22 protein-coding genes are annotated in these 23882 nt (G+C 66.1%); 7 read left to right on the forward strand and 15 right to left on the reverse strand.

Going from position 1 to position 23882, the window contains the following annotated elements; all coding sequences use genetic code 11:
- Positions 1–18: 18 nt before the first annotated feature.
- Positions 19–333, reverse strand: a complete 315-nt coding sequence (locus ACFPOU_RS03650) for a hypothetical protein (protein ID WP_379717311.1) — start codon at positions 331–333, stop codon at positions 19–21.
- Positions 334–411: 78 nt separating this feature from the next.
- On the opposite strand from ACFPOU_RS03650, the gene phaC reads away from it, so the two are divergent.
- The 4 genes from phaC (at position 412) to ACFPOU_RS03670 (ending at position 5859) form a co-directional block, all read left to right on the forward strand.
- On the forward strand, positions 412–2157 hold the full coding sequence (gene phaC / locus ACFPOU_RS03655; RefSeq protein ID WP_379717313.1) for a class I poly(R)-hydroxyalkanoic acid synthase: 1746 nt from the start codon (positions 412–414) through the stop codon (positions 2155–2157).
- 244 nt (positions 2158–2401) lie between these two features.
- Positions 2402–2959 (forward strand): polyhydroxyalkanoate synthesis repressor PhaR, encoded by a 558-nt coding sequence (gene phaR, locus ACFPOU_RS03660; RefSeq protein ID WP_379717315.1) that lies wholly within the window; start codon positions 2402–2404, stop codon positions 2957–2959.
- Positions 2960–3254: 295 nt separating this feature from the next.
- On the forward strand, positions 3255–4673 hold the full coding sequence (gene rimO / locus ACFPOU_RS03665; protein WP_379717317.1) for a 30S ribosomal protein S12 methylthiotransferase RimO: 1419 nt from the start codon (positions 3255–3257) through the stop codon (positions 4671–4673).
- Positions 4674–4695: 22 nt separating this feature from the next.
- Entirely contained in the window at positions 4696–5859 is a 1164-nt protein-coding gene (locus ACFPOU_RS03670; RefSeq protein ID WP_379717319.1) for a cystathionine beta-lyase, read from the forward strand.
- 103 nt (positions 5860–5962) lie between these two features.
- Here ACFPOU_RS03670 and ACFPOU_RS03675 read toward each other — a convergent pair whose 3' ends face one another.
- From ACFPOU_RS03675 to trxC, 3 genes are all read right to left on the reverse strand, one after another.
- Positions 5963–6922 carry a chemotaxis protein gene (locus tag ACFPOU_RS03675; RefSeq protein ID WP_379717321.1) on the reverse strand — a complete coding sequence of 320 codons (960 nt, stop codon included), beginning with the start codon at positions 6920–6922 and terminating at the stop codon, positions 5963–5965.
- A 76-nt stretch (positions 6923–6998) separates the two neighbouring features.
- The gene (locus tag ACFPOU_RS03680; RefSeq protein WP_379717323.1) at positions 6999–7361 is read right to left on the reverse strand and encodes a DUF4870 family protein; all 363 of its coding nucleotides are present in this window, start codon (positions 7359–7361) and stop codon (positions 6999–7001) included.
- A 165-nt stretch (positions 7362–7526) separates the two neighbouring features.
- Complete coding sequence (trxC, locus tag ACFPOU_RS03685; RefSeq protein ID WP_379717325.1) at positions 7527–7961, reverse strand: thioredoxin TrxC; 435 nt, start codon at positions 7959–7961, stop codon at positions 7527–7529.
- Positions 7962–8113: 152 nt separating this feature from the next.
- Between trxC and ACFPOU_RS03690 the strand changes: the two genes are divergently transcribed.
- The 3 genes from ACFPOU_RS03690 (at position 8114) to ACFPOU_RS03700 (ending at position 10049) form a co-directional block, all read left to right on the forward strand.
- Complete coding sequence (locus ACFPOU_RS03690) at positions 8114–8875, forward strand: DUF72 domain-containing protein (protein WP_379717327.1); 762 nt, start codon at positions 8114–8116, stop codon at positions 8873–8875.
- A 20-nt stretch (positions 8876–8895) separates the two neighbouring features.
- Positions 8896–9636 carry a Mut7-C RNAse domain-containing protein gene (locus ACFPOU_RS03695; RefSeq protein ID WP_379717329.1) on the forward strand — a complete coding sequence of 247 codons (741 nt, stop codon included), beginning with the start codon at positions 8896–8898 and terminating at the stop codon, positions 9634–9636.
- A gap of 80 nt (positions 9637–9716) precedes the next feature.
- Positions 9717–10049, forward strand: coding sequence for a hypothetical protein (locus ACFPOU_RS03700; protein WP_379717331.1), 333 nt, complete (start codon positions 9717–9719; stop codon positions 10047–10049).
- Positions 10050–10161: 112 nt separating this feature from the next.
- On the opposite strand, the gene ACFPOU_RS03705 is transcribed toward ACFPOU_RS03700, so the two are convergent.
- From ACFPOU_RS03705 to mfd, 11 genes are all read right to left on the reverse strand, one after another.
- Complete coding sequence (locus ACFPOU_RS03705) at positions 10162–10644, reverse strand: hypothetical protein (protein ID WP_379717333.1); 483 nt, start codon at positions 10642–10644, stop codon at positions 10162–10164.
- A gap of 104 nt (positions 10645–10748) precedes the next feature.
- Positions 10749–11069, reverse strand: coding sequence for a hypothetical protein (locus ACFPOU_RS03710; RefSeq protein WP_379717335.1), 321 nt, complete (start codon positions 11067–11069; stop codon positions 10749–10751).
- A gap of 25 nt (positions 11070–11094) precedes the next feature.
- Entirely contained in the window at positions 11095–12003 is a 909-nt protein-coding gene (locus tag ACFPOU_RS03715) for an EamA family transporter (RefSeq protein ID WP_379717337.1), read from the reverse strand.
- 160 nt (positions 12004–12163) lie between these two features.
- Entirely contained in the window at positions 12164–12892 is a 729-nt protein-coding gene (locus ACFPOU_RS03720) for an ABC transporter ATP-binding protein (RefSeq protein ID WP_379717339.1), read from the reverse strand.
- A gap of 14 nt (positions 12893–12906) precedes the next feature.
- Positions 12907–14871, reverse strand: a complete 1965-nt coding sequence (locus ACFPOU_RS03725; RefSeq protein ID WP_379717341.1) for a branched-chain amino acid ABC transporter ATP-binding protein/permease — start codon at positions 14869–14871, stop codon at positions 12907–12909.
- 2 nt (positions 14872–14873) lie between these two features.
- A complete protein-coding gene (locus tag ACFPOU_RS03730) occupies positions 14874–15764 on the reverse strand; it encodes a branched-chain amino acid ABC transporter permease (RefSeq protein WP_379717343.1) in 891 nt (296 codons plus the stop codon).
- A gap of 112 nt (positions 15765–15876) precedes the next feature.
- The gene (locus tag ACFPOU_RS03735) at positions 15877–17034 is read right to left on the reverse strand and encodes an ABC transporter substrate-binding protein (RefSeq protein WP_379717345.1); all 1158 of its coding nucleotides are present in this window, start codon (positions 17032–17034) and stop codon (positions 15877–15879) included.
- Positions 17035–17388: 354 nt separating this feature from the next.
- On the reverse strand, positions 17389–17793 hold the full coding sequence (locus ACFPOU_RS03740; RefSeq protein ID WP_379717347.1) for a hypothetical protein: 405 nt from the start codon (positions 17791–17793) through the stop codon (positions 17389–17391).
- A 152-nt stretch (positions 17794–17945) separates the two neighbouring features.
- Positions 17946–19280 (reverse strand): SGNH/GDSL hydrolase family protein, encoded by a 1335-nt coding sequence (locus tag ACFPOU_RS03745; protein WP_379717349.1) that lies wholly within the window; start codon positions 19278–19280, stop codon positions 17946–17948.
- 225 nt (positions 19281–19505) lie between these two features.
- Complete coding sequence (gene serB, locus ACFPOU_RS03750; protein WP_379717351.1) at positions 19506–20357, reverse strand: phosphoserine phosphatase SerB; 852 nt, start codon at positions 20355–20357, stop codon at positions 19506–19508.
- Between the two features lies 1 nt (position 20358).
- Entirely contained in the window at positions 20359–23808 is a 3450-nt protein-coding gene (gene mfd / locus ACFPOU_RS03755) for a transcription-repair coupling factor (RefSeq protein ID WP_379717353.1), read from the reverse strand.
- Positions 23809–23882: the final 74 nt, after the last annotated feature.

The following is a 23882-nucleotide window of genomic DNA, read 5'->3' on the forward strand; positions in this document are numbered from 1 at the left end:
CTGCGTCATCAATACTGACTAGTTGCCGATGCCGGCGCCGTCGCTGTCGGCGCCCTGGCGCGTGCTTGCAGTCCCCGCAGGTTGTGCCTTTTCCACAACGTTTTCCGCATTCTTGTCGCGCGCTGCGGCCTCGGCCAGGGCCGCCTGCCGGGCGTAGGCGGCATCCCGCAGCGCGCGCCGCGTCCGGCGCCGCTTGCCACCGGTGAGGTAAAAAAGGATAGACAGGGGTATCATGCAGTAGAAGAGAAAAGTCATGATTGCCGCAGTGATCGACGTTTCCGTCGCTGCCATCAGGATGACGACATAACTCCAGCCGATTGCAACGATCCACATGCTGTTCTCCACGATTGCGCCAGTTCGCCAGTTAAATGATTTAATCCAGCCACTCAACCGATTCTAACGGACGCCGACATGAATATGCCCGACCCTCAAGCTTTCGCTACCACCTGGATGAACCAGCTGACCGATCCGTCGGCATGGCAGGGGTGGATGAACATGCCTGCCGCCGGCGGCTTGCAGGCTCACGGCGCCCATCCGCTGGTCGCGGCGTTCAAGGATCTCAAGGTCAGTATCGCCCCGGCGCGCATGGATGCGCTGCGCACCGACTATCTGCAGAAGGCCGGGCAGCTGTGGCAGGACTTTATGTCGGGCAAGACTCCGGCCTTGCACGACAAGCGCTTTTCCAGCTCGGAATGGACGGCCACGCCCTTTGCCGCCTTCACCGCCGCCTCTTACCTGCTCAACGGCGAATTCATGCTGGCCATGGCCGACGCCGTCGAGACCGGCCCGCGCGAGCGCCAGAAGATCCGCTTCACGGTGCAGCAAATGGTCGATGCAATGTCGCCGGCCAATTTCTTGGCAACGAATCCGGAAGCCCAGGCCAAGCTGATCGAAACCAAGGGCGAAAGCCTGACCAAGGGCTTGCAGCACATGCTGGAAGACCTGGCCAAGGGCCGCATTTCGCAGACCGACGAGTCGGCCTTCGAGGTTGGCAAGAACGTCGGCACCACGCCCGGCGAGGTCGTGTACGAGAACGACCTGTTCCAGCTGATCCAGTACAGCCCGGCCACGCCGACCGTGCGTGCCGTGCCCTTGCTGATGATCCCGCCGTGTATCAACAAGTTCTACATCCTCGACCTGCAGCCGGAAAACTCGGTGGTGCGCTACGTGGTCGAGCAGGGCAATACGGTCTTCATGGTGTCGTGGCGCAATCCCGACAAATCGATGGGCAACCTGGCCTGGGACGATTACGTCGAGCGCGGCGCCATCGAGGCCATTCGGGTGGCGCGCGAGATCACCGCCCAGGAAAAGGTGCACGTGTTCGGTTTCTGCGTCGGCGGCACGATCGCCGCCACCGCGCTGGCCGTGCTGGCGGCGCGCGGCCAGCAACCGGCGGCCAGTCTCTCGCTGCTCACCACGCTACTCGACTTTTCCGACACCGGCGTGCTGGACGTCTTCATCGACGAAACCCAGGTGGCGCAGCGCGAGGCCAAGCTGGCCAAGGGCGGCATCATGCCGGGGCGCGACCTGGCGACGACTTTCTCGGCGCTGCGGCCGAACGACCTGGTCTGGAACTATGTCCAGCAAAACTATTTGAAAGGCAAGACACCGCCGGCCTTCGACCTGCTGTACTGGAATGCCGACAGCACGAACCTGCCAGGGCCGATGTTTTGCTGGTACCTGCGCAACACCTACCTGGAAAACAAGCTCATGCTGCCGGGCCAGCTGACCGTCTGTGGCGAGAAGGTCGACCTCGGCCGGATCGACGCGCCAGTATTTCTGTACGGTTCGAAGGAAGACCACATCGTGCCCTGGGAGGCAGCGTTCGCCTCGATGAGCCTGCTCAATCCGAAAAAACCGAAGGCGAACCGCTACGTGCTGGGCGCGTCGGGCCATATCGCCGGCGTCATCAATCCGGCCTCGAAGGGCAAGCGCAGCCACTGGGTGAACGACCAGCCGGCCGGCAAGGGACCGCGTTCGGCCGAGGATTGGTTCGCCGGCGCCACCGAGCACAAGGGCAGCTGGTGGCCGGAATGGGCACGCTTCCTGCAAGAGAACGGTGGCGAGGAAGTGCCGGCGCCGACGCGGGCGGGCAACGACCAGTACCAGCCGTCGGAACCGGCGCCGGGACGGTATGTCAAGATGCGTGCGGAATAAGGTCGTGGCGGAAAGGGGGGCAGGGTGCGGCGAACTGTCGCTAGCCTTCCAACAAATTGGTTGGAAAAAGCAATAATTGCTGCACCTGCGTATCGAACGTGGTATTTTTAGTCCGCTTTTGCTCGGCGACACTTTTGCCGGTCAAAACGAGCCATCGCGGCAAGCCGGCGAGACAAGCCGGCGCGACATTTGAACAATCTTCGCAGCGTGCTGCCCACAAGGCGGCGCAACAATGGAACTTGAGATGAGTAGTGCAAAAAACAGTACTGAACGCCTGATCAAGAAATACCCGAACCGTCGCCTCTACGACACCCAGACCAGTTCCTACATTACCCTGACGGACGTGAAGCAGCTGGTCCTCGATGCCGACGAGTTCACGGTGGTCGACGCCAAAACCAGTGAAGACCTGACCCGGGCGATCCTGCTGCAGATCATCCTCGAAGAGGAAGCGAATGGCGCGCCGATGTTCTCGAGCGCCGTGCTGGCCCAGATCATCCGCTACTATGGCCACGCGATGCAGGGCATGATGGGCTCCTACCTGGAAAAGAACGTGCAAGCGTTCACCGACATCCAGAACAAGTTCACCAGCAACGCCGCCGGCGCACTCGAAGGCAAGCCCTTCAGTCCGGAAATGTGGACCCAGTTCATGAACGTCCAGGGTCCGATGATGCAGGGCATGATGAACAACTACATCGACCAGAGCAAGAACCTGTTCATGCAGATGCAGGAGCAGATGCAAAACCAGAGCAAGGTACTGTTCAGCGCCTTCCCGTTCCCGTCGGTGCCGACGGATAAAAAGTAAGCGGCTCGGCGGTGCGACGAAAACGCCCGGCGCTGTCGCCGGGCGTTTTTCGCGCTGTTCTGGAAGATGGCCTCGTGCGGCCCTGACGAGCGTAGCCAGGCTTGCGCCGCGCGCAGGGCGCAAGCAAGCGGCAGGCCGCAACCGCGCAATGGCACGGCAAGCGGCGCCGCTTCCCGGAAAACGACAAACCGGTGCAAGCCGTCGCCGTCGCGGGCGTCAAAATGCCGCCCCGGTTCTCGCCGCCGGCGCCTTCCTGTACAATCGCCGATTGCCCAGAATCTTTCCTCTCCCGCCCATGCTCGAACTCCGCCGCAATCCCGTCCCCGCCGCCAACCCTGAAAGCGCTGCCGCCGCCCCTGCCGCCGCGCCCAAGGTTGGTTTCGTCTCGCTCGGCTGCCCGAAGGCGCTGGTCGACTCCGAACAGATCCTGACCCAGCTGCGCGCGGAGGGTTACCAGACCGCCAAGTCCTACGCCGGCGCCGACCTCGTCATCGTCAACACCTGCGGTTTCATCGACGCGGCGGTGCAGGAGTCGCTCGATGCCATCGGCGAGGCGCTGGCGGAAAACGGCAAGGTCATCGTGACCGGCTGCCTGGGCGCGAAGAAGGATGCGGCGGGCGACGACATCATCACCAAGGTGCACCCGAAGGTGCTGGCCGTGACCGGCCCGCATGCGATGGCGGAGGTGATGGAGTCGGTCCACCTGCACCTGCCCAAGCCCTACGAGCCCTTCCTCGACCTGATGCCGGACCATGGCGTGAAACTGACGCCCAAGCACTACGCCTACCTGAAGATTTCCGAGGGCTGCAACCACCGCTGCAGCTTCTGCATCATCCCGTCGATGCGCGGCGACCTGGTCTCGCGCCCGATCCACGAAGTGCTGGTCGAGGCCGAGAACCTGTTCAAGGCCGGCGTCAAGGAATTGCTCGTCATTTCCCAGGACACCAGCGCCTATGGCGTGGACGTCAAGTTCCGCACCGGTTTCTGGAACGGTCGCCCGGTCAAGACCCACATGACCCAGCTGACCGAAGCGCTGGGCCAGCTGGCGCGCCAGTACGACGCCTGGGTGCGCCTGCACTATGTCTACCCGTACCCGCACGTCGACCAGGTCATCCCGCTGATGGGCGACGGCCATGTGCTGCCTTACCTCGACATCCCGATGCAGCACGCGCACCCGGACGTGCTCAAGCGCATGAAGCGTCCGGCGTCCGGCGAAAAGAACCTGGACCGCATCCTGGCCTGGCGCGCGATGAACCGGGACCTGACGATCCGCTCGACCTTCATTGCCGGCTTCCCCGGCGAGACCGAGGCCGAGTTCGACTACCTGCTCGACTTCCTGAAGGAAGCGCAGATCGACCGCCTGGGCTGCTTCGCCTATTCGCCGGTGGAAGGCGCGAGCGCGAACCTGCTCGCCAACCCGGTGCCGCAGGAAGTGCGCGAAGAGCGCCGCGCGCGCGTCATGCTGCTGCAGGAAGAAATTTCCGCCAAGCGCCTGCAGGCCAAGGTCGGCAAGACCATCCGCGTGCTGATCGACGAAGTCACGCCACGCGAGGCGATCGGCCGTTCGGCAGCGGACGCTCCGGAAATCGACGGCGTCGTCCATATCAAGCGCCCGCTGGTGCCGGGCAAGGCCAAGCTGGGCGTCGGCCAGTTCGCCGACGTGGTCGTCACCAGGGCCGACGCCCACGACCTGTGGGCCAGCCCGGTCGCGTGAGCGCTCTGCCTGCGCGAAGAGCATGAAGAAGTCACTGCAGACCACGCTGGTCCACACCGACTACACGGCCCCGGAGGGCTTCGATGCCTTCCCGCCGGCGATCCACCACGCCTCGACGGTGCTGTTCAAGAACGTGGCGGCGATGCGCTCGGGCCAGTGGAAAGAGAAGAACGCCTATACCTACGGCCTGCACGGCACGCCGACCACCTTCACGCTGGAAGCGCGCCTGGCCGAGATCGAGGACGGCAAGCACTGCCTGCTGGCGCCTTCGGGCCTGGCGGCGATCGCGATGGTCGACTTCGCCTTGCTGAAAAGCGGCGACGACCTCCTGCTGCCCGATAACGTCTACAACCCGAACCGGGAACTGGGGCGCTGGCTGTCGAACGATTTCGGCGTCAGCGCCCGGTACTACGACCCGATGGCCGGCGCCGGCATCGCGCAGCTGATCCAACCGAACACCCGCCTGATCTGGACCGAGGCGCCTGGATCGGTGTCGATGGAAGTGCCGGACCTGCCGGCCATCTGCGCCGCCGCCAGCGCGCGCGGCGTGCTCGTCGCCCTGGACAACACCTGGTCGGCGGGGCTGGCGCTGCGCGGCTTCGACCTGGGCGTGGACATCGTCATGCAGGCATTGACCAAGTACCAGTCGGGCGGCTCGGACGTGCTGATGGGCGCGCTCATCACGCGCGAGCGCGCGCTGCACGACAAGCTGGCCATGGCGCACATGCGCCTGGGACTGGGCGTGTCGGCCGACGACGCCTACCTGGTCATGCGCGCTCTGCCGAGCATGAAGCTGCGCTTCGAAGCCCACGACGCGGCGGCGCGCCGCGTGGCGGCCTGGCTGAAAGGACGTCCCGAGGTGGCGCGGGTGCTGCATCCGGCGTTTGCCGACTGTCCCGGCCACGCCACGTGGAAGCGCGATTTTTCGGGCGCGGGCGGACTGTTCTCGGTGGTGTTCGACGAGCGCTACACGGAAGAGCAGGTGGACCGCTTCGTCGACGCGCTGGAATTGTTCGGCATCGGGTATAGCTGGGGCGGGGCGAACAGCCTGGTGATGCCGTACCGGATGAGCGCGATCCGGCGCAACTGGGTGGGCAAGGGGGTGCTGGTGCGCTTCAATATCGGGCTGGAAGATCCGGCTGACCTGATCGGCGACATCGAGCGGGCCTTCGGGCGGTTGGCGTAAGCCGCCACGGCGTCCGCCCCGGCAAGCGGAAGCGGCGCGATCGCTGGACGGGAAAGCCCGCGCGCCGTTTACTCCATGCCAGGGCCTGACATAAGATGGGTTCTTACTGCTTCAGGACGCGGCGCAAGGTACCCGACAGGTCTTCCGCCGAGAACTTCGCCACGTACGCATCCGCGCCCACGTTCTTGACGTGCTCTTCGTTCGTCGTGCCCGACAGCGAGGAGTGGATCACCACCGGCAGGTTGGCAAAGCGGACGTTCTTCTTGACGTTCCGGGTCAGCGTGAAGCCGTCCATTTCCGGCATCTCGAGGTCGGTCAGCACCAGTGCCACGCGGTCGTAGACGGTCTTGCCCTCGGTCTCGGCGGCGTTGGCGATCGCGTTGAGCTGGTCCCAGCACTCCTGGCCGCTCTTGGTCATGATGAAGGGCAGGCCCATCGCGTCGAGGCCTTGCTCGATCAGCGCGCGCGCGACCACCGAATCGTCGGCCGCCAGGATCACCGCGCCCGGCTTCAGATGGATCTGCGCGCCCACGGTCTGCGGGCTGATCTCGGGACCCGTGTCCGGATTCATCGAACGCAGGATGGTTTCGACGTCGAGTACCTGCGCCAGCCGGCCCGGCGCGCCGTTCTCGCCTTCGAGGCGGGCAATGCTGGTGACCATGCCGCTGCCGGCGCTCTTTTCGGCCGACATGACCTGGCTCCAGTCCAGGCGCACGATTTCCTCGACGCTTTCGACGGCGAAGGCCTGGGTAGTGCGGGCGAACTCGGTGACCAGCATGATGTTCAGGCCGGTCTTGGGCTTGACGCCGGCGATTGCAGGCAAGTCCAGCACCTGGATGATCTGACCACGCAGGTTGACCACGCCGAGCACGTGGTCCGGCGAGCCGGCCACGGCGGTAATCTGCGGCATCGCCACGATCTCGCGGATCTTGAAAACGTTAATGCCGAACAGTTCGCTTCGTTCGCCGTTCTCATCTCCGCCGAGGCGAAACAGCAGCAGCTCGAATTTGTTGGTGCCCGTCAGATTGCTGCGCTCGTCGACTTCCTGCTGAACCGATTTCATATGTGATCCCGAATAGAGTTGGTGCCATCAGGAAAGTATTCTAGCCGCGAATATGTCGGAAAGCGCAAAACAATCGTCAGATCGGCATCGATTTGTTGCTGTTCAGATCCAAAAAGCCACGAATAAGACGATACGCTTTCCACAACCACGCAAGCGTCCATACCAGCCAGGCAACTGGAATGCCGATGATCGTGGCAAACAGGATGCCGCCGACGACCATCCACAGGAAGTAGAACCAGAACGAGCGGATCATCCAGCCGTGGTGGCTGTAGACGATGGTGCCGTTGGTCTCCGGGCGCTTGAGGTAGTTGACGATCAGCGGCAGGAAGGACAGCATCCCGAGCGAAAAGAAGAAGGTGGCCGCGTGGACCAGGTACAGGATGCGCGCCATCTGCTTGGCGTCTTCGGTTCCGCTGTCGAGTACGAGTTGTTGCGACATGAATGGCTCCTTGCGGGACGACCCCGCTCCGGTCCAGATTGTAGCAGCCATTCGTGGCAATTTCGCTAACCCTGCCAATCGTGCTTTGCCGTGCGGCTGCGTGCTCCGGCGCGCGCCTGCCAGGCCGCCGGAGACACGGCAATGCGCGGCGGCCGCGAGCGGCGCTTACAGCTGCGACTGCACCCAGGCGACGATCCTGCCCGCATCCATGGCCCCGGCCTGGCGCGCCACTTCGCGCCCGCCCTTGAACAGGGCCAGCGTGGGAATGCTGCGGATGCCGAACTGCGCCGACAAGTCCTGGGCGCGCTCGGTATCGACCTTCAGCAGGCGCACGCGCGGCTCGAGCCGGCCAGCCGCCTGGGCGTAGGCCGGCGCCATCATCTTGCAGGGGCCGCACCATTCGGCCCAGAAGTCGACCAGCACGGGGATGTCGTTGCGGGCGATGTGTTTGCCGAAGCGTTCCGAACCGACGTCGAGCGGGCGGCCCGCGAACAGGGGCGCCGCGCATTTGCCGCAAACAGGCTGGTCGGACAGGCGCGCGGGGGCGAGGCGGTTGACGGCGTCGCAGGCCGGACAGACGATGTGCAGGTGGTCGCTCACGTAAGACTCCTTGGCGTTGGTGTTGGCGATATTCTAACGCTTGTGGGTGTCCGTCGCATGGTTGAGCCGCGTTGCCCCGCGCGCGGCTCAACCATGCGACCGGGCAAGCGCCGCGGGGGTACAATCGGTCCATACCACTTGTAAGATAGTCAATGAAAAAATCGAGCGATGCCGCCACTGCGCTGATCGGTTGCGCCGGCTGGAATATTCCGAAAGAAGCGGCTGAACGCTTCCCCGAGGCCGGCAGCCACCTCGAACGCTACGCCGCCGTGTTCCCGGCGGTGGAGATCAACACGTCCTTCTACAAGCCGCACCGGCCGGCGACCTATGCGCGCTGGGCCGAGAGCGTGCCTGACGACTTCAGGTTCGCGGTGAAGGTGCCGCGCTCGATCACGCACGACGCGCAGATGCGCGGCATCGACGGCCTGCTCGCGCGCTTCGCCGGCGAGGTCGGGGAACTCAAGCACAAGCTCGGCTGCCTGCTGGTCCAGTTTCCGCCCAAGCTCGGCTTCCACGACGAGACCGCGCGCGACTTCTTCATGAAACTGGAAGACACCTTCGGCTGCATGGTCGCCTGTGAAGGCCGGCATCCGAGCTGGTTCAGCGAGACCGCCACCGAAGTGCTGCGCGAGCGCAAGGTCACGCGCGTGATCGCCGACCCGGCCGCCGGCCAGCCGGGTCCGCACGTGCCGACCACGAGCGACCTGTATGTGCGCCTGCACGGCGCCCCGCGCATCTATTACTCCTCGTATTCGCGCGACTATCTCGACGCCCTGGTGCGCGACCTGACCGTGCACGGCGCGGCCGGCCGCCAGGTCTGGTGCATCTTCGACAACACCGCGGCCGGCGAGGCGGTGCCCAATGCGCTCGACGTGTTGACCGCGCTGCGCGGCGGCGTGCCGCCGCCGGCGTGACCGTTCAGGGGCTGCGTGCCATGGTCACGGCGACCTTCCGCTTTTTCGGAGCGCTCAACGACTTCCTGCCGCGCGACCGGCGCGACAGCGCGTTCGCCGCCCCGTGCGCACGCGCCGCCACGGCCAAGCACATGATCGAAGCGCTGGGCGTGCCGCACACCGAGGTCGGCCAGCTGCGCGTCAATGGCCTGCCCGGCGCATTCGAACGGCTGCTGCAGGAGGGCGACGACCTGGCCGTTTATCCGCAGTCGCAGGCGGATCTGGCCGGAACGGGTTTCGTGGCCGACGCCCACCTCGGGGGGCTGGCGCGCCTGCTGCGCATGGCCGGCTTCGATACGCTCTACGATAACGGCTACCGGGATGAAGAGATCGTCGCCATCGCCCGCGGCCAGGCGCGCACCGTGCTCACGCGCGACCGCGAACTGCTCAAGCGGCGCGAGCTTGCCCATGGCTGCTACCTGCATGCGATCCGGCCCGAGCAGCAGCTGCGCGAGCTCTCCGCGCGCCTGCGCCTGGCCGCGGCGGCGCTGCCGTTCACGCGCTGCCTGGACTGCAACCGGCCGCTGCGCCCCGTCGCCAAGGCCGCGGTCGCCGAGCGCCTGCCGCCGGCCGTGCGCGCGCAGCAGCAGCAATTCACCACCTGCGACGCCTGCGGGCGGGTGTTCTGGAAAGGCTCGCACTACCAGCGCATGCTGGCCATGCTTGGCGGCGCGATTGGTCTAGAATCGTTCCCATCGCAACGAGCTGCCGACGACACGTGAATCCTTCCTTGCCCCTGCTGAGCTTTCCGGTCCGCGCCGGGTGCCCGCCCGGTGCCTGCGTGTGCGGGCGCGAGCGACTGATGTCCGATCCCGAGGCCGACATGCGTCCGCTGGCGATCGACCGCAGGCAGGAGATGCGCCTGATCGAGCGCATCGAACGGATCGATACCTATGCCGACTTGCGCCATGTGCAGGAATTGATTCGCAGGAATATCGGCGCCGAGCTGCATATCGCGCCCGGACCGAACGAAGTGCGGACCCTGCGCGGCATCATCATCGTGCTCGAGGAAAAACCGGGGCTGTGCAAGAAGGTGCGCCAGTCGGTGCCGGCGGCGGTGCGCAAGCGCCTGCAGGAAAAGCCCGAGATCGCCTACGCGATCCTCGACGCCGGCGACCTGTTCGGCGCCGCTTGAACGGCCCGGGCGCCCATCCAGGAACGCACCGGTTTCTCGCGGCCGGGACCGGCGCGTCGCCGCCCTGGCCGGCGCCCGCTCCGGCTCCGGCTCCGTGTGGTGGAATCGACGTTCATTCCCGGTCGCTTTCCTGGGGCCGGGTCGACAGGGCGACGATCGCGGCGCCCGCGGCGACGATCAATGCGTCCTCGATCAAGCCGCTGCGGGTCTGGCCGATGCGCGCCATGGCCTGCTTGCGGGCGGCGAGCGTCAGATAGGCCAAGGGCACGGCGGTGGCGATCGCGACCGCCGCTCCGGCCCGCTCGCGGCCGCGCGGCGCCAGGGCGGCCCCGGCGATTGCCGCGCTCATCACGCGCGCCAGCAGTCCCGGCAACACCGTGCGGTCGGGCGCGCTTTTCACCTTGTCGCCCACCAGTTCGCCAAGGCCCATCGCGAGCGCGCCGTACTTGAACAAGGGCCGGTCGAGCAGGAGCAATACGCCGTCGGTCTGGCGGCCGGCCAGGCGCGCGGTGGCGAGGGTGGCCATCGGCGTCATCGAGCGCGCGCTGGCGACGGCGCCGATCAAGGCGGAAGGAAGCAGGCTGGGGGATGTCATCGGTATCGGCTCCTGGGTGGCGGTCTCGTTTTCAAGATCCGATTGTAGTCACCCCGCACAGCCGTGTCGCCACGCAGGGGCGGGCACGCCATCCCTTCGGGCGCTCAGACCTTCACCAGGTATTTCATGACGAAGCCGACCACCAGCGTGGCGGCCATCACCAGCGACAGCGCGCCGTGCAGGGTGTCCGAGCCGATCGCCACATCGCGCGCCATCTCTTCCTTGCTGATCCTGGCCACGCGCGAGAGCACGACCGGGCGCAGCAGGCCCTGGATGCCGAGCAGGATCAGGCCCAGGCCGATCAGGGTTTCGCCGGTCAGGTTCTGTTTCAATCCGTTCCAGAAGCCGAGGCCGCCGAGGATGGTGCCGAACAAAAACCAGAAGATGCGCGAGCCGGTGTAGCGCGAGAATTTTGAAGTGTCCATGGGGTTGCGTGCTGTCAAAACCGCATTATAAAGGGGCGGCCGCAGGCCGCGGCTTGAGGATGACCAGGGCCAGCGAGGCCACCACCAGCACGATGCCGGCCCACTGCCAGGGCGTGACGACCTCGTTCAGGACCAGCATGCCGGCCGCGATGCCGACCGGCGGCACGGCCAGCGAAAAGGGTGCCACCCGGTTGGCCGGATGGCGCTTGAGCAGGCCGGTCCACATCGCGTAGCCGAGAATGGTGGCGAACCAGCCGAGATACGCCATCGAGGCCCAGGCCGTGGGGGAAATGGCGCGCCAGTCCCAGTGGGTTGCCGGTGGATCGAAGGCGAGCGAGAGCAGGACGAAGGGCAGGATCGGCACCATGCTGCTCCAGACCATGAAAGGCAGCACGTCGAACCGTGGGGTGCTGCGCTGGGCGATGCGCACGACGATGTTCGAGGCCGCCCACATCGCCGCCGACGCAACGCTGAGCAGGAAGCCGGCCAGCGTCACTTGCGAGCCGCGCCCCAGCGCATCGACGCACAGGCAGGCGAGGCCCAGGGCGGCGATTCCCATCGCCCCCTGCAGCCTGCGCCCGACCTTTTCCTTCAGGATCACAAATGCGAACAGGGCCGTGAAGAAGACCTGCATCTGCAGCATCACGGGCGCCAGCGACGCCGACATGCCTTCCTTGAGCGCCAGGAACAGCAGGCCGAACTGGCCGACGCCCTGGAACAGGCCATACAGCACGACCCAGCGCGCCGCCAGCCTTGGCGGGCGCACGAACAGCAGCAGGGGCAGCAGCGCGAACAGGTAGCGCCCGGCGCCGAGCTGGAACGGGGTTACCTCGCGCAGGCCCAGCTTCATGGCCACGAAATTGGTGCCCCAGACCAGCACGACGCAAAGGGCGGCGGCATAGTCGCGTCCTTCCAGTGCGCCCTGCTCGCTCATTGAGAACCTATCCCAGCAGGAAGCGAGTCGTTGCCGACGCGCCTGACAGGCGGGTGCCGCGTTGCTCGCCATTGCGCGGCGCGCCGCGCGGCCTCCTTGCGCCTTGCTCCCGCCTGTCATGCATCGTCATCGACTTTCTCCCGCCTGCCGAGATGGGTTCTTAATGCGCGTGTCCGCCGCCGAGGTAGGCCGCCACCACTTTCGGATCGTTTTTCAGGCTCTCGGCCGGGCCGTGCACCGAGATGCGGCCGTTCTCCAGCACATAGCCGTAGTCGGCCACGTTCAGGGCGGCGGCCGCGAATTGCTCGACCAGCAGCATCGTCACGCCTTCGCTCTTCAGGCGCGTGATGATGCGGAAGACTTCCTCGACCAGGATCGGCGCCAGGCCCATCGACGGCTCGTCGAGCAGCACGACGTCCGGGTTGAGCATGACGGCGCGCGCCATGGCCAGCATCTGCTGCTCGCCGCCCGACAAGGTGCCGGCCAGCTGCGTGCGCCGCTCCTTCAGGCGCGGGAACAGGTCCATGGCCTTGTCCAGGTCGTGCTGGATGTCGCCCTTGGGACGGGCGCGGGTATAGCGCGGGAAGGCGCCCAGGAGCAGGTTGTCGGTCACGCTCATGGTCGCGAACACGCGCCTTCCTTCCGGCGAGTGGGCCAGGCCGGCACGCGCGATGCGGTGCGAGTCCAGGCCCGTGATGTCCTTGCCGCCCAGGGTGATGCTGCCGGCCTTCGGCTTGATCATGCCCGAGATGGCGCGCATGGTCGTGGTCTTGCCGGCGCCGTTCGAGCCGATCAGGGTCACGAGTTTTCCCTTGGGGACGTCGAGCGAGATGCCGTGCAGGACCTGCACCTTGCCGTAGGCCGCTTCCAGATTCTGAATGGTGAGCATGGTCTGGTATCTCCTTAAACGGTGGCCGTGGCCGGTGGGGTGTCTTCGACGGTGCCGCCCAGGTAAGCCTCGATGACCTTCGGGTCGGCCTGCACGCTGGCCGGCACGCCCTCGGCGATCTTCTGGCCGAAGTCGAGCACGGTGACCGTGTCCGAGATCGACATGACGACGTCCATGTGGTGTTCGATCAGGATGATGGTGATGCCGTGGTCGCGGATCTTGCGGATGATCGCCATCAGCTCGCGGATGTCGGGCGCCGTGAGGCCGGCGGCCGGTTCGTCGAGCAGCAGCAGCTGCGGGTTCAGGCCCAGCGCGCGCCCGATTTCCAGGAGGCGCTGCTTGCCGTAGGGGAGGTTGCGCGCCTCCTCGTCGGCCAGGTTCGACAAGCCGACGAACTCGAGGATCGCCGCGGCGCGCCTTCTCGCCGCCGTTTCTTCGCGCCGCATGCGCGGCGTGCTGACCATCGCATCGAACACGGTCGAGCGGAAGGTGTGGTGCAGGCCGACCAGCACGTTCTCGGTCGCCGTCATCTCGCCGAACAGCTGCACGTTCTGGAAGGTGCGCGCCACGCCGCCGAGCGCGATCTGGGACGGCGTGCGTCCGGTGATCTGCTGGCCCGCGAACACGACGCCGCCCGCGGTCGGCTTGTAGATGCCGGTCAGGACGTTCATCATCGTGCTCTTGCCGGAGCCGTTCGGCCCGATCAGGCCGTGCACGGAGCCGCGCGCCACGTTCAGGTCGACCTGGTTCAGCGCTTTCAGGCCGCCGAACTGCATCAGGATCTTTTCGGCGCGCAGCAGGTCCGCACCGGCCTGGCCGTGGGCCGTGCCCTTGGCCACGCCTTCGAAGGCATCGGCCGTGGCGTCGAGTCCGACCGCGTGCACGTGGGCCGTGCGCCGTCCCAGCAACTGGCGGAAGAAGCCGACGATGCCGTCCTGCAGGTAGTAGACGACGAACAGGGTCATCAGGCCGAAGATGGTCAGGCGCCAGTCGACCATGTTCTCGATCCGGTAGGACCAGAACGCCAGGCCGATGGTGGCCACCAGCGGGATCAGCACCTTGCGCGGCGTGGCGCTTTTCTTCACCAGGGCCAGCACCGAGCCGATCACGCCCAGCACGGCCGCGGCGACCGCGATCTGGCGGAACAGGGCGATGTCGGACAGGAGGCTGGGCAGCATGACGACGATGATCGCGCCGAGGATGGCGCCGGTACGGGTCTTGCGCCCGCCCATGATCACGGCCAGCAGGAACAGGATGGTCAGCTCGAAGTTGTAGGTGTTCGGCGAGATGTACTGTTCCGAGTAGGCGTACAGGCTGCCGGCCAGGCCGGCGAAGCCGGCGCTGATGACGAAGGCGTAGACCTTGTAGCGGTAGACCGACACGCCCATGCAGTCCGATGCGATCGGACTGTCGCGCAGCGCCTCGAAGGCGCGCCCGATATTCGACTTCAGCAGGCGGTGCACCAGCACCAGCGAGAGCACCATGAACGCGGCGACCATGTAGTAGTACTGGGTCTCGGTCAGTTCAGCGCCCAGCACGTGCGGCTTCGGCACGGTGATGCCCATCGGGCCTTCGGTGAGGAAGGTCATCTCGTTGATCATGATCTGGGCGATGGTGCCGAAGGCGAGCGTCACCATGGCCAGGTAGGGACCGGTCACGCGCAGCGCCGGCAGCGCAAGGATCGCCCCGAACAGCGCGGTGATGGCGATGCTGGCCGGGATGGCGAGGAACCAGGGCGCGCCCATTTTCATCACCAGCACGCCGGTGACATAGGAGCCGATGCCGAACAGGCCGGCATGGCCGAGCGAAACCTGGCCGGTATAGCCGACCACGATGTCCAGGCCGAACAGCAGGATCGCGTAGATCAGGATGGTTTCGGCGAGGTGAATGTAGTAGGGGTTGGTGAAGGCGAGCGGGAAGACGGCCAGCACGATCAGGCCGAGCACGCTCGCGATGAGCAGGGTTTTATTTTTCATCATGATCAGACCTTCTTGATCGCAGCCTTGCCGAACAGGCCGGACGGTTTCACCGCCAGCACCAGCAGCAGCAGGATCAGTCCCGGCACTTCCTTGTAGCCGGTCGAGATGTAATAGCCGGTCGCGACTTCCGCGATGCCGAGGATCAGGCCGCCGACGATGGCGCCCATGCCGGAGGTCAGGCCGCCGATGATGGCCACCGCGAAGGCTTTCAGGCCGAGCGAGGCGCCCATGGTGGCGCTGGTGAGCGTGAGCGGCGCGATCAGGGCGCCGGCGAACGCCGCCGTGGCCGAGGACAGGGCATACGAGAAGGTGATCACGCGGCCCGTGTTAATGCCCATCAGGCCGGCGGCGTCGCGGTCGTTCGAGGTGGCGACGACGGCCTTGCCGTAGATCGACTTGCGGTTGAAGATCTCGACGGCGAGCATCATCGACAGCGCGCCGATGATGACGGCGATCTGCATCGGCTGCACGTTCGCGCCCATGACCTGGAACGGGGTGGCCGACAGCGGCGAAGGGAAGGGCAGCACGTCCTTGCCCCAGATGTTCTCCGCGACGTTCTTGAAGATGATGGCCAGCGCGATGGTCGACATGATCCAGCCGAATTCGGACTTGATCCGGATGGCCGGACGCACGCCGATCCACTCGACGAACATGCCTTGCAGCGCGCCGAACATGATCACCAGCGGGATCATGAGCCAGTAGCTCATGTAGGGACCGCCGTGGATGCCGCCCACCAGGGACAGGCCGACCAGGGCGCCGAGCATGAGCGCCTCGCCCTGGCCGAAATTGAGGGTGCCGGAAGTGGCAAAGGTAAGTTGATAGCCGAACGCGACGACGGCATAGATCATGCCGAGCGCGATACCGCTGAAGACGAGCTGCAGAAGAATATCCATGATTTCACCATAAGGAGGCGCGCGGTCCCGGGACCCGGCCTCCGGTCAACAAGAAAATGGCCGGCCAGGGCACACCCCGGCCGGCCACGATCAGTGCGATGCCGCCACTGCCTTACTTGGCCTGGACCACGCGTCCGCCGCGCACTTCACCGAAGACGGTGTTGTTGAAGTTGATGGCTTCGTGGTCGGCCTTGGTGTACGGCTTGTCGTAGGTGGCGACGACGCCCTCGACCTTGGTGTTGAGGTTTTCCAGCGCGGCGACGATCTTCGGGCCCTCGGTGGAATTGGCCTGCTTCATGGCCGCGGCCAGCAGGTAGATCGAGTCGTAGCCCTGGGCCGCGGAAACGGCCGACGGCATGCGGCCGCCCGGCGGGTTGTAGGCTTTCACGTAGGCGTCGATGAAGGCCTTGCGCTTGGGCGTGCTCGGCTCCTGGATGAAGGTTTGCGGCATGCGCGTGCCTTCGCCGTTCTTGCCGGCGTTGTCGACGAAGTTCGCCATCGACAGCGTCCAGCTGCCGATCATCGGCACTTTCCAGCCCAGCTTTTCCATGCCGTTGGCGATCTGGGCCAGCTCCGGTCCGATGCCGTAGGTGAGCACCGCTTCGGCGCCGGCCTGCTTCGCCTTGAGCAGCTGGGACGTCATGTCGACGTCCTGCAGGTTGTATTTTTCGACGACGACCGGCTTGACGCCTTTCTTCTCGAGCGCTTTCTCGAGGTCGGCGCGGCCCAGCTGGCCGTAGTTGGTCGAGTCGGCCAGGATCGCGACCTTCTTGAAGCCGCGGCGGGTAAGGGCTTCCTCGACGATCATCTGCGACTGGATCGCATCGCTGGCCGAGGTGCGGAACACGAAGTTGATCGGCTGGGTGGCGAATTGCTGGGTGATGACGGTGCCGGTGGCGACGTTGTTCATCACCGGGATCTGCGCCTGCTGGTAGAAGCGCTGCGAAGCTTGCGCGACGCCGGTGTTGATATAGCCGACGGTGGCGACGACGCGTTCCTTGTTGATCAGTTCCTGGGCAATCTGCACGCCGCGTTCGTTCTTCGCTTCGTCGTCGCGCTCGATCAGCTGGATCTGGCGGCCGAGGACACCACCGGAGGCGTTGATCTCGTTGACAGCCAGTTTGACGCCGTCACGCATCGATACGCCCATCGGGGCCGAGCCGCCCGTGAAAGGACCGGACACGCCGATCTTGATCGGATCCGCGGCCATGCTCGACATCGAAAAACCCAGTGCTACCCCTGCAACCAATGCCTTCAACTTGAAATTCATTGCCATCTCCGTAGTGTGTTTTTGATCATGCCCGTACGCTGGAACGCCTGACAAAACGCGCTGGACAGCCTTCGAGACGTCCTCTCATGTTGGGGCATCGTCGTCGACAATGGGCCTTGACATGCGCGATTTTGTCAGGCGCGCTTCGCGCCAGTGACGAGCTCATTGTAGGTTAGCAATTGATAAGCAGCAAACGATTGCTATGACGCACTGCACAATGCACCACACATAAGACAGCGTAAGCAAACGGTAAGGAAAAGGGTGTAGGGAGGCGGTAATAACAAAGGCCGCATTCGGCAGGCGGCCTCCCTGTTTTGGTGCGTTTTTGCGGCAGTGCGGTGCCGGCGTGCGGTTTCAGCGGCGGCGGTAGCCGCGATGCCGGTGTCCACCCCAGCTTTTGCCGAAGTGAAAGCCAAGGCCGATCGACACCGGCGGATACCAGTACGGCTCCCGCACGTAGACCGGAACCGGCACATACACCGGTGCACCGTAGATCGGCGCGCCGTGGACGGGCGCGGCGCCATGGACCGCGCGGCCCCCGATCGGGCCCGGATCGGTGATGACGGTCGAGCTGGTAATGACGCCGGCATCGCCGGCGCGTGCGCCCGTGCCGAGCGGCACCGGCGTCACCGAGACGACTTGCCAGCCGTCCGTACCGGTCGGCCGCGCATCGGCGCGGGTGGCGTCATTGGCCGGACCGGGCGCGGCGCAACCGGCCAGTACTGCCAGCGCGGCGAAGACGAAGATGGATTGTTTCATGGCGGTCCTCCTGATGGGGCCATCATAGTGTTTCCTTTTTTGTGTTGGTGCCCAGTTACAGCTTGTTACATTTACATCGCCTCGATTCCGGTTGGGCCGCCGACAGCGCCGACGTGCGCCCCTTGGCCCGCCGCGAACGGCCCGCCAGCCCCTCATGCGCCGGTGCCGCGGCCGGCAAGCAAGCCGGGCCATCCCGTCCGTTCGCCGGCAAGGACGGGGTTCGGCACGAAGGGCGCGAGCGGTACCGCGTCGGCGACCGCCTGGTAGCCGGCGTCGTTCGGGTGCAGGTGGTCGCCGCTATCGTAGACCGGCAGCAGGCGGCTCGGCCGCGCCGGGTCGCGCAGCGCCGCTTCGGTATCGAGCAGGGCGTCGAATTCTGCCCCGGCGCGCATCCAGTCGTTGACGGCACGCCGCACCCGTTCGCGCGCTGCCGTGTAGTAACTGAAACCCTCGAAGGGCGGGAGGGTCGCCCCGATGATGGTGATATCGCGCGCCTGGGCGCGCGCGATCAGCTGGCGATAGCCGGCGATGAGCTCTTCCACCGGGATCGGGTTCGAGCCGGGGCTGTAGCAGATGTCGTTGATGCCGATGAGGGCGATCAGGTGGCGCACGCCGCTGGTCGCCAGCACGTCGCGGTCGAAACGCGCGAGCGCGGCATGGCCGGCGAGCAAGGCGTTCGGGTAGTCGGTGAGCATGGAATTGCCGCTGATGCCGCGGTTCACGACGCCGATGCGCCCCGCCGCGCCGAGTGCGGACGGCAAGCGCCGCGCCAGGTAGTCGGGCCAGCGCCGGTTCGCGTTGGACGTGCTGCCCTGGCCATCGGTCAGCGAGTCGCCCAGAACCACCAGGCAGGGCGCCGCGACACTGACGTCGACCCCGGTGAGAAAGGGCCAGGACGCGAGCGTGCGCGCGACCGGCATGGAAACGGTGGACGTATAGTCGCCGCCCGGCGACACATAACTGCCCTGGAGCGCGGCATTGTGCAGGGTGCTGCCCTGGACGCTGCCGGCCAGGTAAAGACTGATGGCCAGGTCGGCCTGGGCGGGAAGGTCCAGGTCGAGCGGATCGGAGACGGCCGGCGCCCGCGCGGGAATCGTGACCGACTCCGCGCCGCCGAAGCGCAGCCCGCGCAGGCTGGCCTGGATCACCGCCGCCCCGCTCGCGCGCAGGGCGATGCTGGCGCGGCCGATGCGCAAGGGCGTGCTGCCCATTTCGTTGGAGACGCGGATGCGCAGCCGGCTGCCGCCGATGCTGGACCGTACGAGCAGGCGCAGGGTCTGGCCGGCGTAGGTCTGGACGCTGCCCGATGGCGGCGGCCCGGCGGGCGCCGCGCCCCAGGTCGCGCACCAGCCTGCGCCGCCCGTCTGCGCGTGCGCCGGCAGGGCCGGTACGGCAAGGCTTGCGGCCAGCAGCGGGCCGGCTGTCAGGAAGGAACGCCGCCGCGGCCCGGCGTCGGGGACGGGCGCTGCGAACCTAAGCTTCGTCATGGTCGTGCTCCCACGGGCAGATTGGCGGTTGCGACGCCTCCGTACATGCACGCGGCGTGAAGACCAATCTAAATGGCGGGAGAATGCGACTCAAGCGGCGCACGACAGGGAATTTGCGCTAGCGCAGACGTGGATGAGAATTGCAGTGAAGCTGAGCAATTGTCTGTTCAGTGCAAGGCCCGCGCCTGCCAGCTGTCGGGGCAAGCCGGGGAGGGCGCGGACGGATCAGCCGCCCAGCACCGCCAGTATTGCGTCGAGGCCGCTGAAATTGAGCGCCACGTCGGCCTGCGCCCGCACCACCGGCTTGGCCCGGAACGCCACCGACAGGCCGCCGATGCCCATCATCTTCAGATCGTTGGCGCCGTCGCCCATCACGATCGCGCGCCGTGGTTCGACGCCCAGTCCGGCACAGACACGCTCGACGGTACGCATCTTTTCCTCGGCGTCGACGATGCCGCCCACCACGCGCCCGGTCAGGCGGCCGTGCTCCACCTCGAGCACGTTCGCATGCGTGTAGTCCAGGCCGAGGCGCGTCTTGAGGCGCTCGGTGAAGAAGGTGAAGCCGCCCGACACCAGCAGCGTCTTCAGGCCGGCCGCCTTGACCGCGGCCAGCATGGGCTCGGCGCCAGGCGACAGCCGCAGGCGCTCTTCGTACACGCGTTCCAGCGCCGACGCTTCCAGGCCCGCCAGCAGCGCCACGCGGCGCGTCAGGCTGGCGGAGAAATCGAGTTCGCCGCGCATCGCGCTTTCGGTGATTTCCGAGACCTGGGCTTTCAGGCCCTGCATGTCCGCGATCTCGTCGATGCACTCGATCGTGATCAGGGTCGAGTCCATGTCCATCGCCACCAGGGAGAAGTCGGCCAGCGTGCGCCCGGCCGCGACGAACGTCGCGTCGGCCCTGGCCGCCAGCGCGGCGGCCTGCACCGCCTCCACCACATCGGGCGTGGCCGCCACGTCCTCGCAGCGCAGCGCGCCCGAAGGCAGCACGATCATCCGTGCGGGACGGGCCAGCCAGCCGATCCCTTCGAGCAGCGAAGCCGGCACGCCCGGCCCCTGTAAAACCAGATTCGTCACCATGTCAGTCTTGTGCAAGCAGTTGTTTGATTGTTTGTTTCACCTGCAGCACCCGCGCTGCCAGGTCCGGCATGGCGGCGGTGATGCGCAGCTTGTCCTGGCCCGCGAGCTTGATGTGGCGGTTCTTCTGGATCAGCGTGATGATCCTGATCGGATCGATCGGCGGTTTTTCCATGAACTGCAGGCTGGCCGCCTCGCCGTGGGCGTCGATCTTGACGATGCCGACGGTTTTCGCCGCGACGCGCAGGCGGTGCGTCTCGATCAGGGCCTTCACCGGCTCGGGCAGCTTGCCGAAGCGGTCGATCAGTTCTTCCTGCATGTCGTCGATCCTGCCCTGGCTTTCGCAGTTGGCCAGGCGCTTGTAGATCGACAGGCGCTCGTGCACGTCGCCGCAGAAGTCGGCCGGCAGCAGGGCCGGCACGTGCAGGTTGATCTCGGTGGTCGTCGCCAGCGGCGCGGCCAGGTCCGGCTCCTTGCCGGCTTTCAGCGAGCGCACCGCCTCGTTGAGCATGTCCGAATACAGCTGGAACCCGATCTCCAGCATTTCGCCGGACTGGTTCTCGCCCAGCACCTCGCCGGCGCCGCGGATCTCGAGGTCGTGCATGGCCAGGTAGAACCCGCTGCCCAGCTCCTCCATCGCCTGGATCGCGTCCAGCCGGCGCTGCGCCTGCTTGGTCAGGTTCTGCACGTCCGTCACGAGCAGGTAGGCATAGGCCTGGTGGTGCGAGCGGCCCACGCGGCCGCGCAGCTGGTGCAGCTGGGCCAGGCCGAATTTGTCGGCGCGGTGCATGATGATCGTGTTCGCGGTCGGCACGTCGATGCCGGTCTCGATGATGGTCGTGCACAGCAGGATGTTGAAACGCTGCGCGACGAAATCGCGCATCACCTTCTCCAGGTCGCGCTCGTGCATCTGGCCATGGGCGACGCCGATGCGCGCTTCGGGCAGCAGCTCCTGCAGCATCGCGTGGCGGTTCTCGATGGTCTCGACCTCGTTGTGCAGGAAATAGATCTGGCCGCCGCGTTTGAGTTCGCGCAGGCAGGCTTCGCGGATCACCGAGCCGTCCTCGCTGCGCACGAACGTCTTGATCGCCAGGCGCTTTTGCGGGGCGGTCGCGATGATCGAAAAATCGCGCAGTCCCTCCAGGGCCATGCCCAGCGTGCGCGGGATCGGCGTGGCGGTCAGCGTGAGCACGTCGACTTCCGCGCGCAGCGCCTTGAGCGCCTCCTTCTGGCGCACGCCGAAGCGGTGTTCCTCGTCGATGATGACCAGGCCCAGGCGCGTGAACTTGACGTCCGGCGAGAGCAGCTTGTGGGTGCCGATCACGATGTCGAGCGTGCCGTCGGCCATGCCCTTGATCGCCGTGTTGATCTCCTTGCCGGTGCGAAAGCGCGACAGTTCCGCGATCTTCACCGGCCAGTCGGCGAAGCGGTCGGCAAAGGTCTGGGCGTGCTGCTCGGCCAGCAGCGTCGTCGGCGCCAGGATCGCGACCTGCTTGCCGCCCATGACGGCGATGAAGGCCGCGCGCAGGGCGACCTCGGTCTTGCCGAAGCCGACGTCGCCGCAGACCAGGCGGTCCATCGGGCGGCCCGAGGTCATGTCCTTGATCACGTTCGAAATGGCCTCGGCCTGGTCCGGCGTCTCGTCGAAACCGAAGCTCTGGGCGAAGTTCTCGTAATCGATCGACGAATACTCGAAGGAGTGGCCGACGCGGGCGGCGCGCCGCGCATACAGGTTCAGCAGTTCGGCAGCGGTGTCGCGCACCTGCTCGGCCGCTTTTCGCTTGGCCTTGTCCCACTGGCCGGAGCCGAGCGAATGCAGGGGAGCGTCTTCCGGCGAGGTGCCGGAATAGCGCGAAATGACGTGCAGCTGCGACACCGGAACGTAGAGTTTGGTGTCCTTGGCGTATTCGAGGTGCAGGAATTCGGTCTCGCCTTCGCCGATGTCCATGCTGGTCAGGCCCATGTAGCGGCCGATGCCGTGGTTGATGTGGACCACCGGGTCGCCGATTTTCAGCTCCGACAGGTCGCGCACCATCGATTCGACCTGGCTGGTCGCTTCCTGCTTCTTCTTGCCGGCGCGCCGGCCGGAACCGGCATACAGCTCGGTCTCGGTGATGAACACCAGGTGTCCGCTCGACTCCTCGACCAGCTCGAAGCCGGCCTGCAGCGGCGCCACGCCCAGGGTCAGTGCCGCACTGCTGGCGCGCATGCCGGCAAAGCCCTCGACCGGCGTCACGTCGAGACGGTATTCGTTGAAATACTGCTGCAGCGTTTCGCGCCGTCCGTTCGATTCGGCGCAGATCATCACGCGCGCGTTCGAGCGGGCCAGATAGGAACGCAGGTTCGCCAGCGGGTCTTCGAGGCGGCGGTTGACGGCGATGTCGGGAATCGGCGCCGACAGCTCCGAGGCGACGCCCGGCTCGCGCCCGATGTTCCAGCGCCCGTGGCGCTTGGCGCAGGCGAAGAACTGCTCGCTCGAGAGGAACAGTTCGCGCGGTTCCAGCAGCGGCCGCTCGCGGTCGCTCTTGAGGAAGCGGTAGCGCGATTCGGTATCGAGCCAGAAGCGGGCGATCGCCGCGTCGATGTCGCCGACCAGGGCCAGCGGCCCGTCGTCCGGCAGGTAATCGAACAGCGTGGCGGTCTCGTCGAAAAACAGCGGCAGGTAGTACTCGATGCCGGCCGAGGCGATGCCGCTGCCGATGTCCTTGTACACGGGCGAGCGCGACGGGTCGCCCTCGAAGCGCTCGCGCCAGCGGCTGCGAAAACTCGTGCGCGCCGCCTCGTCCATCGGGAATTCGCGGCCCGGCAGCAGGCGCACCTCGCGCACCGGATAGAGCGAGCGCTGGGTGTCGGCATCGAAGGTGCGGATGGTTTCGATCTCGTCGCCGAACAGGTCGAGCCGGTAGGGCAGGGCGGAACCCATCGGGAACAGGTCGATCAGGCCGCCGCGCACCGAGTATTCGCCCGGCGACATCACCTGCGACACGTGCGAATAGCCGGCCAGGGTCAGCTGGGCCTTCAGCCTGGCTTCGTCGAGACTCTCGCCCTGGCGGAAGAAGAAGGTGTAGGCGGCCAGGAAGGACGGCGGCGCCAGGCGCACCAGGGCGGTCGTGGCCGGGACCACCAGCACGTCGCACTGGCCGTTGCGGATTTCGTGCAGCGTGGCCAGGCGTTCCGAGACCAGGTCCTGGTGCGGCGAAAAGGCGTCGTAGGGCAGCGTTTCCCAGTCCGGCAGCAGGTGGCAGGCGAGTTTGTCGTCGGCGAACCAGGCGATTTCGTCGAGCAGGCGCTGGCCGTCGCTGGCATTGGCGACGATGACGGTCAGGAGCCGTTTTTCCGCCTTGAAGGCAAGGCCCGCCACGCAGAGCGCATAGGCATCGGCGGAACCCGAGAGTGCAGGCAGGACGAAACGGTGTCCGGGTTTCGGAAGGTGCTTGGTGAGGTCGAAAGGCATGCAGACGTGCGCTGTTGGGTTCGGGCCGATGGGTTGTTGATTATAGACGAACCTACCTGCCCGCGCCCCGCGCG

It is taken from the genome of Massilia jejuensis (assembly GCF_042656795.1).
Lineage (GTDB): Bacteria > Pseudomonadota > Gammaproteobacteria > Burkholderiales > Burkholderiaceae_D > Telluria > Telluria jejuensis.

Excerpts from the sequence above, each read along its gene's own strand:
- ACFPOU_RS03695 (WP_379717329.1), top strand. The coding sequence starts at position 8,896 with ATGGTCACGGCGACCTTCCGCTTTTTCGGAGCGCTCAACGACTTCCTG.
- ACFPOU_RS03700 (WP_379717331.1), top strand. The coding sequence starts at position 9,717 with ATGTCCGATCCCGAGGCCGACATGCGTCCGCTGGCGATCGACCGCAGG.
- ACFPOU_RS03680 (WP_379717323.1), bottom strand. The coding sequence starts at position 7,361 with ATGTCGCAACAACTCGTACTCGACAGCGGAACCGAAGACGCCAAGCAG.
- ACFPOU_RS03735 (WP_379717345.1), bottom strand. The coding sequence starts at position 17,034 with ATGAATTTCAAGTTGAAGGCATTGGTTGCAGGGGTAGCACTGGGTTTT.
- rimO (WP_379717317.1), top strand. The coding sequence starts at position 3,255 with ATGCTCGAACTCCGCCGCAATCCCGTCCCCGCCGCCAACCCTGAAAGC.
- ACFPOU_RS03670 (WP_379717319.1), top strand. The coding sequence starts at position 4,696 with ATGAAGAAGTCACTGCAGACCACGCTGGTCCACACCGACTACACGGCC.
- ACFPOU_RS03740 (WP_379717347.1), bottom strand. The coding sequence starts at position 17,793 with ATGAAACAATCCATCTTCGTCTTCGCCGCGCTGGCAGTACTGGCCGGT.
- ACFPOU_RS03725 (WP_379717341.1), bottom strand. The coding sequence starts at position 14,871 with ATGATGAAAAATAAAACCCTGCTCATCGCGAGCGTGCTCGGCCTGATC.
- ACFPOU_RS03705 (WP_379717333.1), bottom strand. The coding sequence starts at position 10,644 with ATGACATCCCCCAGCCTGCTTCCTTCCGCCTTGATCGGCGCCGTCGCC.
- ACFPOU_RS03710 (WP_379717335.1), bottom strand. The coding sequence starts at position 11,069 with ATGGACACTTCAAAATTCTCGCGCTACACCGGCTCGCGCATCTTCTGG.
- ACFPOU_RS03690 (WP_379717327.1), top strand. The coding sequence starts at position 8,114 with ATGAAAAAATCGAGCGATGCCGCCACTGCGCTGATCGGTTGCGCCGGC.
- ACFPOU_RS03650 (WP_379717311.1), bottom strand. The coding sequence starts at position 333 with ATGTGGATCGTTGCAATCGGCTGGAGTTATGTCGTCATCCTGATGGCA.
- mfd (WP_379717353.1), bottom strand. The coding sequence starts at position 23,808 with ATGCCTTTCGACCTCACCAAGCACCTTCCGAAACCCGGACACCGTTTC.
- ACFPOU_RS03715 (WP_379717337.1), bottom strand. The coding sequence starts at position 12,003 with ATGAGCGAGCAGGGCGCACTGGAAGGACGCGACTATGCCGCCGCCCTT.
- ACFPOU_RS03745 (WP_379717349.1), bottom strand. The coding sequence starts at position 19,280 with ATGACGAAGCTTAGGTTCGCAGCGCCCGTCCCCGACGCCGGGCCGCGG.
- ACFPOU_RS03675 (WP_379717321.1), bottom strand. The coding sequence starts at position 6,922 with ATGAAATCGGTTCAGCAGGAAGTCGACGAGCGCAGCAATCTGACGGGC.
- ACFPOU_RS03720 (WP_379717339.1), bottom strand. The coding sequence starts at position 12,892 with ATGCTCACCATTCAGAATCTGGAAGCGGCCTACGGCAAGGTGCAGGTC.
- phaC (WP_379717313.1), top strand. The coding sequence starts at position 412 with ATGAATATGCCCGACCCTCAAGCTTTCGCTACCACCTGGATGAACCAG.
- ACFPOU_RS03730 (WP_379717343.1), bottom strand. The coding sequence starts at position 15,764 with ATGGATATTCTTCTGCAGCTCGTCTTCAGCGGTATCGCGCTCGGCATG.
- phaR (WP_379717315.1), top strand. The coding sequence starts at position 2,402 with ATGAGTAGTGCAAAAAACAGTACTGAACGCCTGATCAAGAAATACCCG.
- serB (WP_379717351.1), bottom strand. The coding sequence starts at position 20,357 with ATGGTGACGAATCTGGTTTTACAGGGGCCGGGCGTGCCGGCTTCGCTG.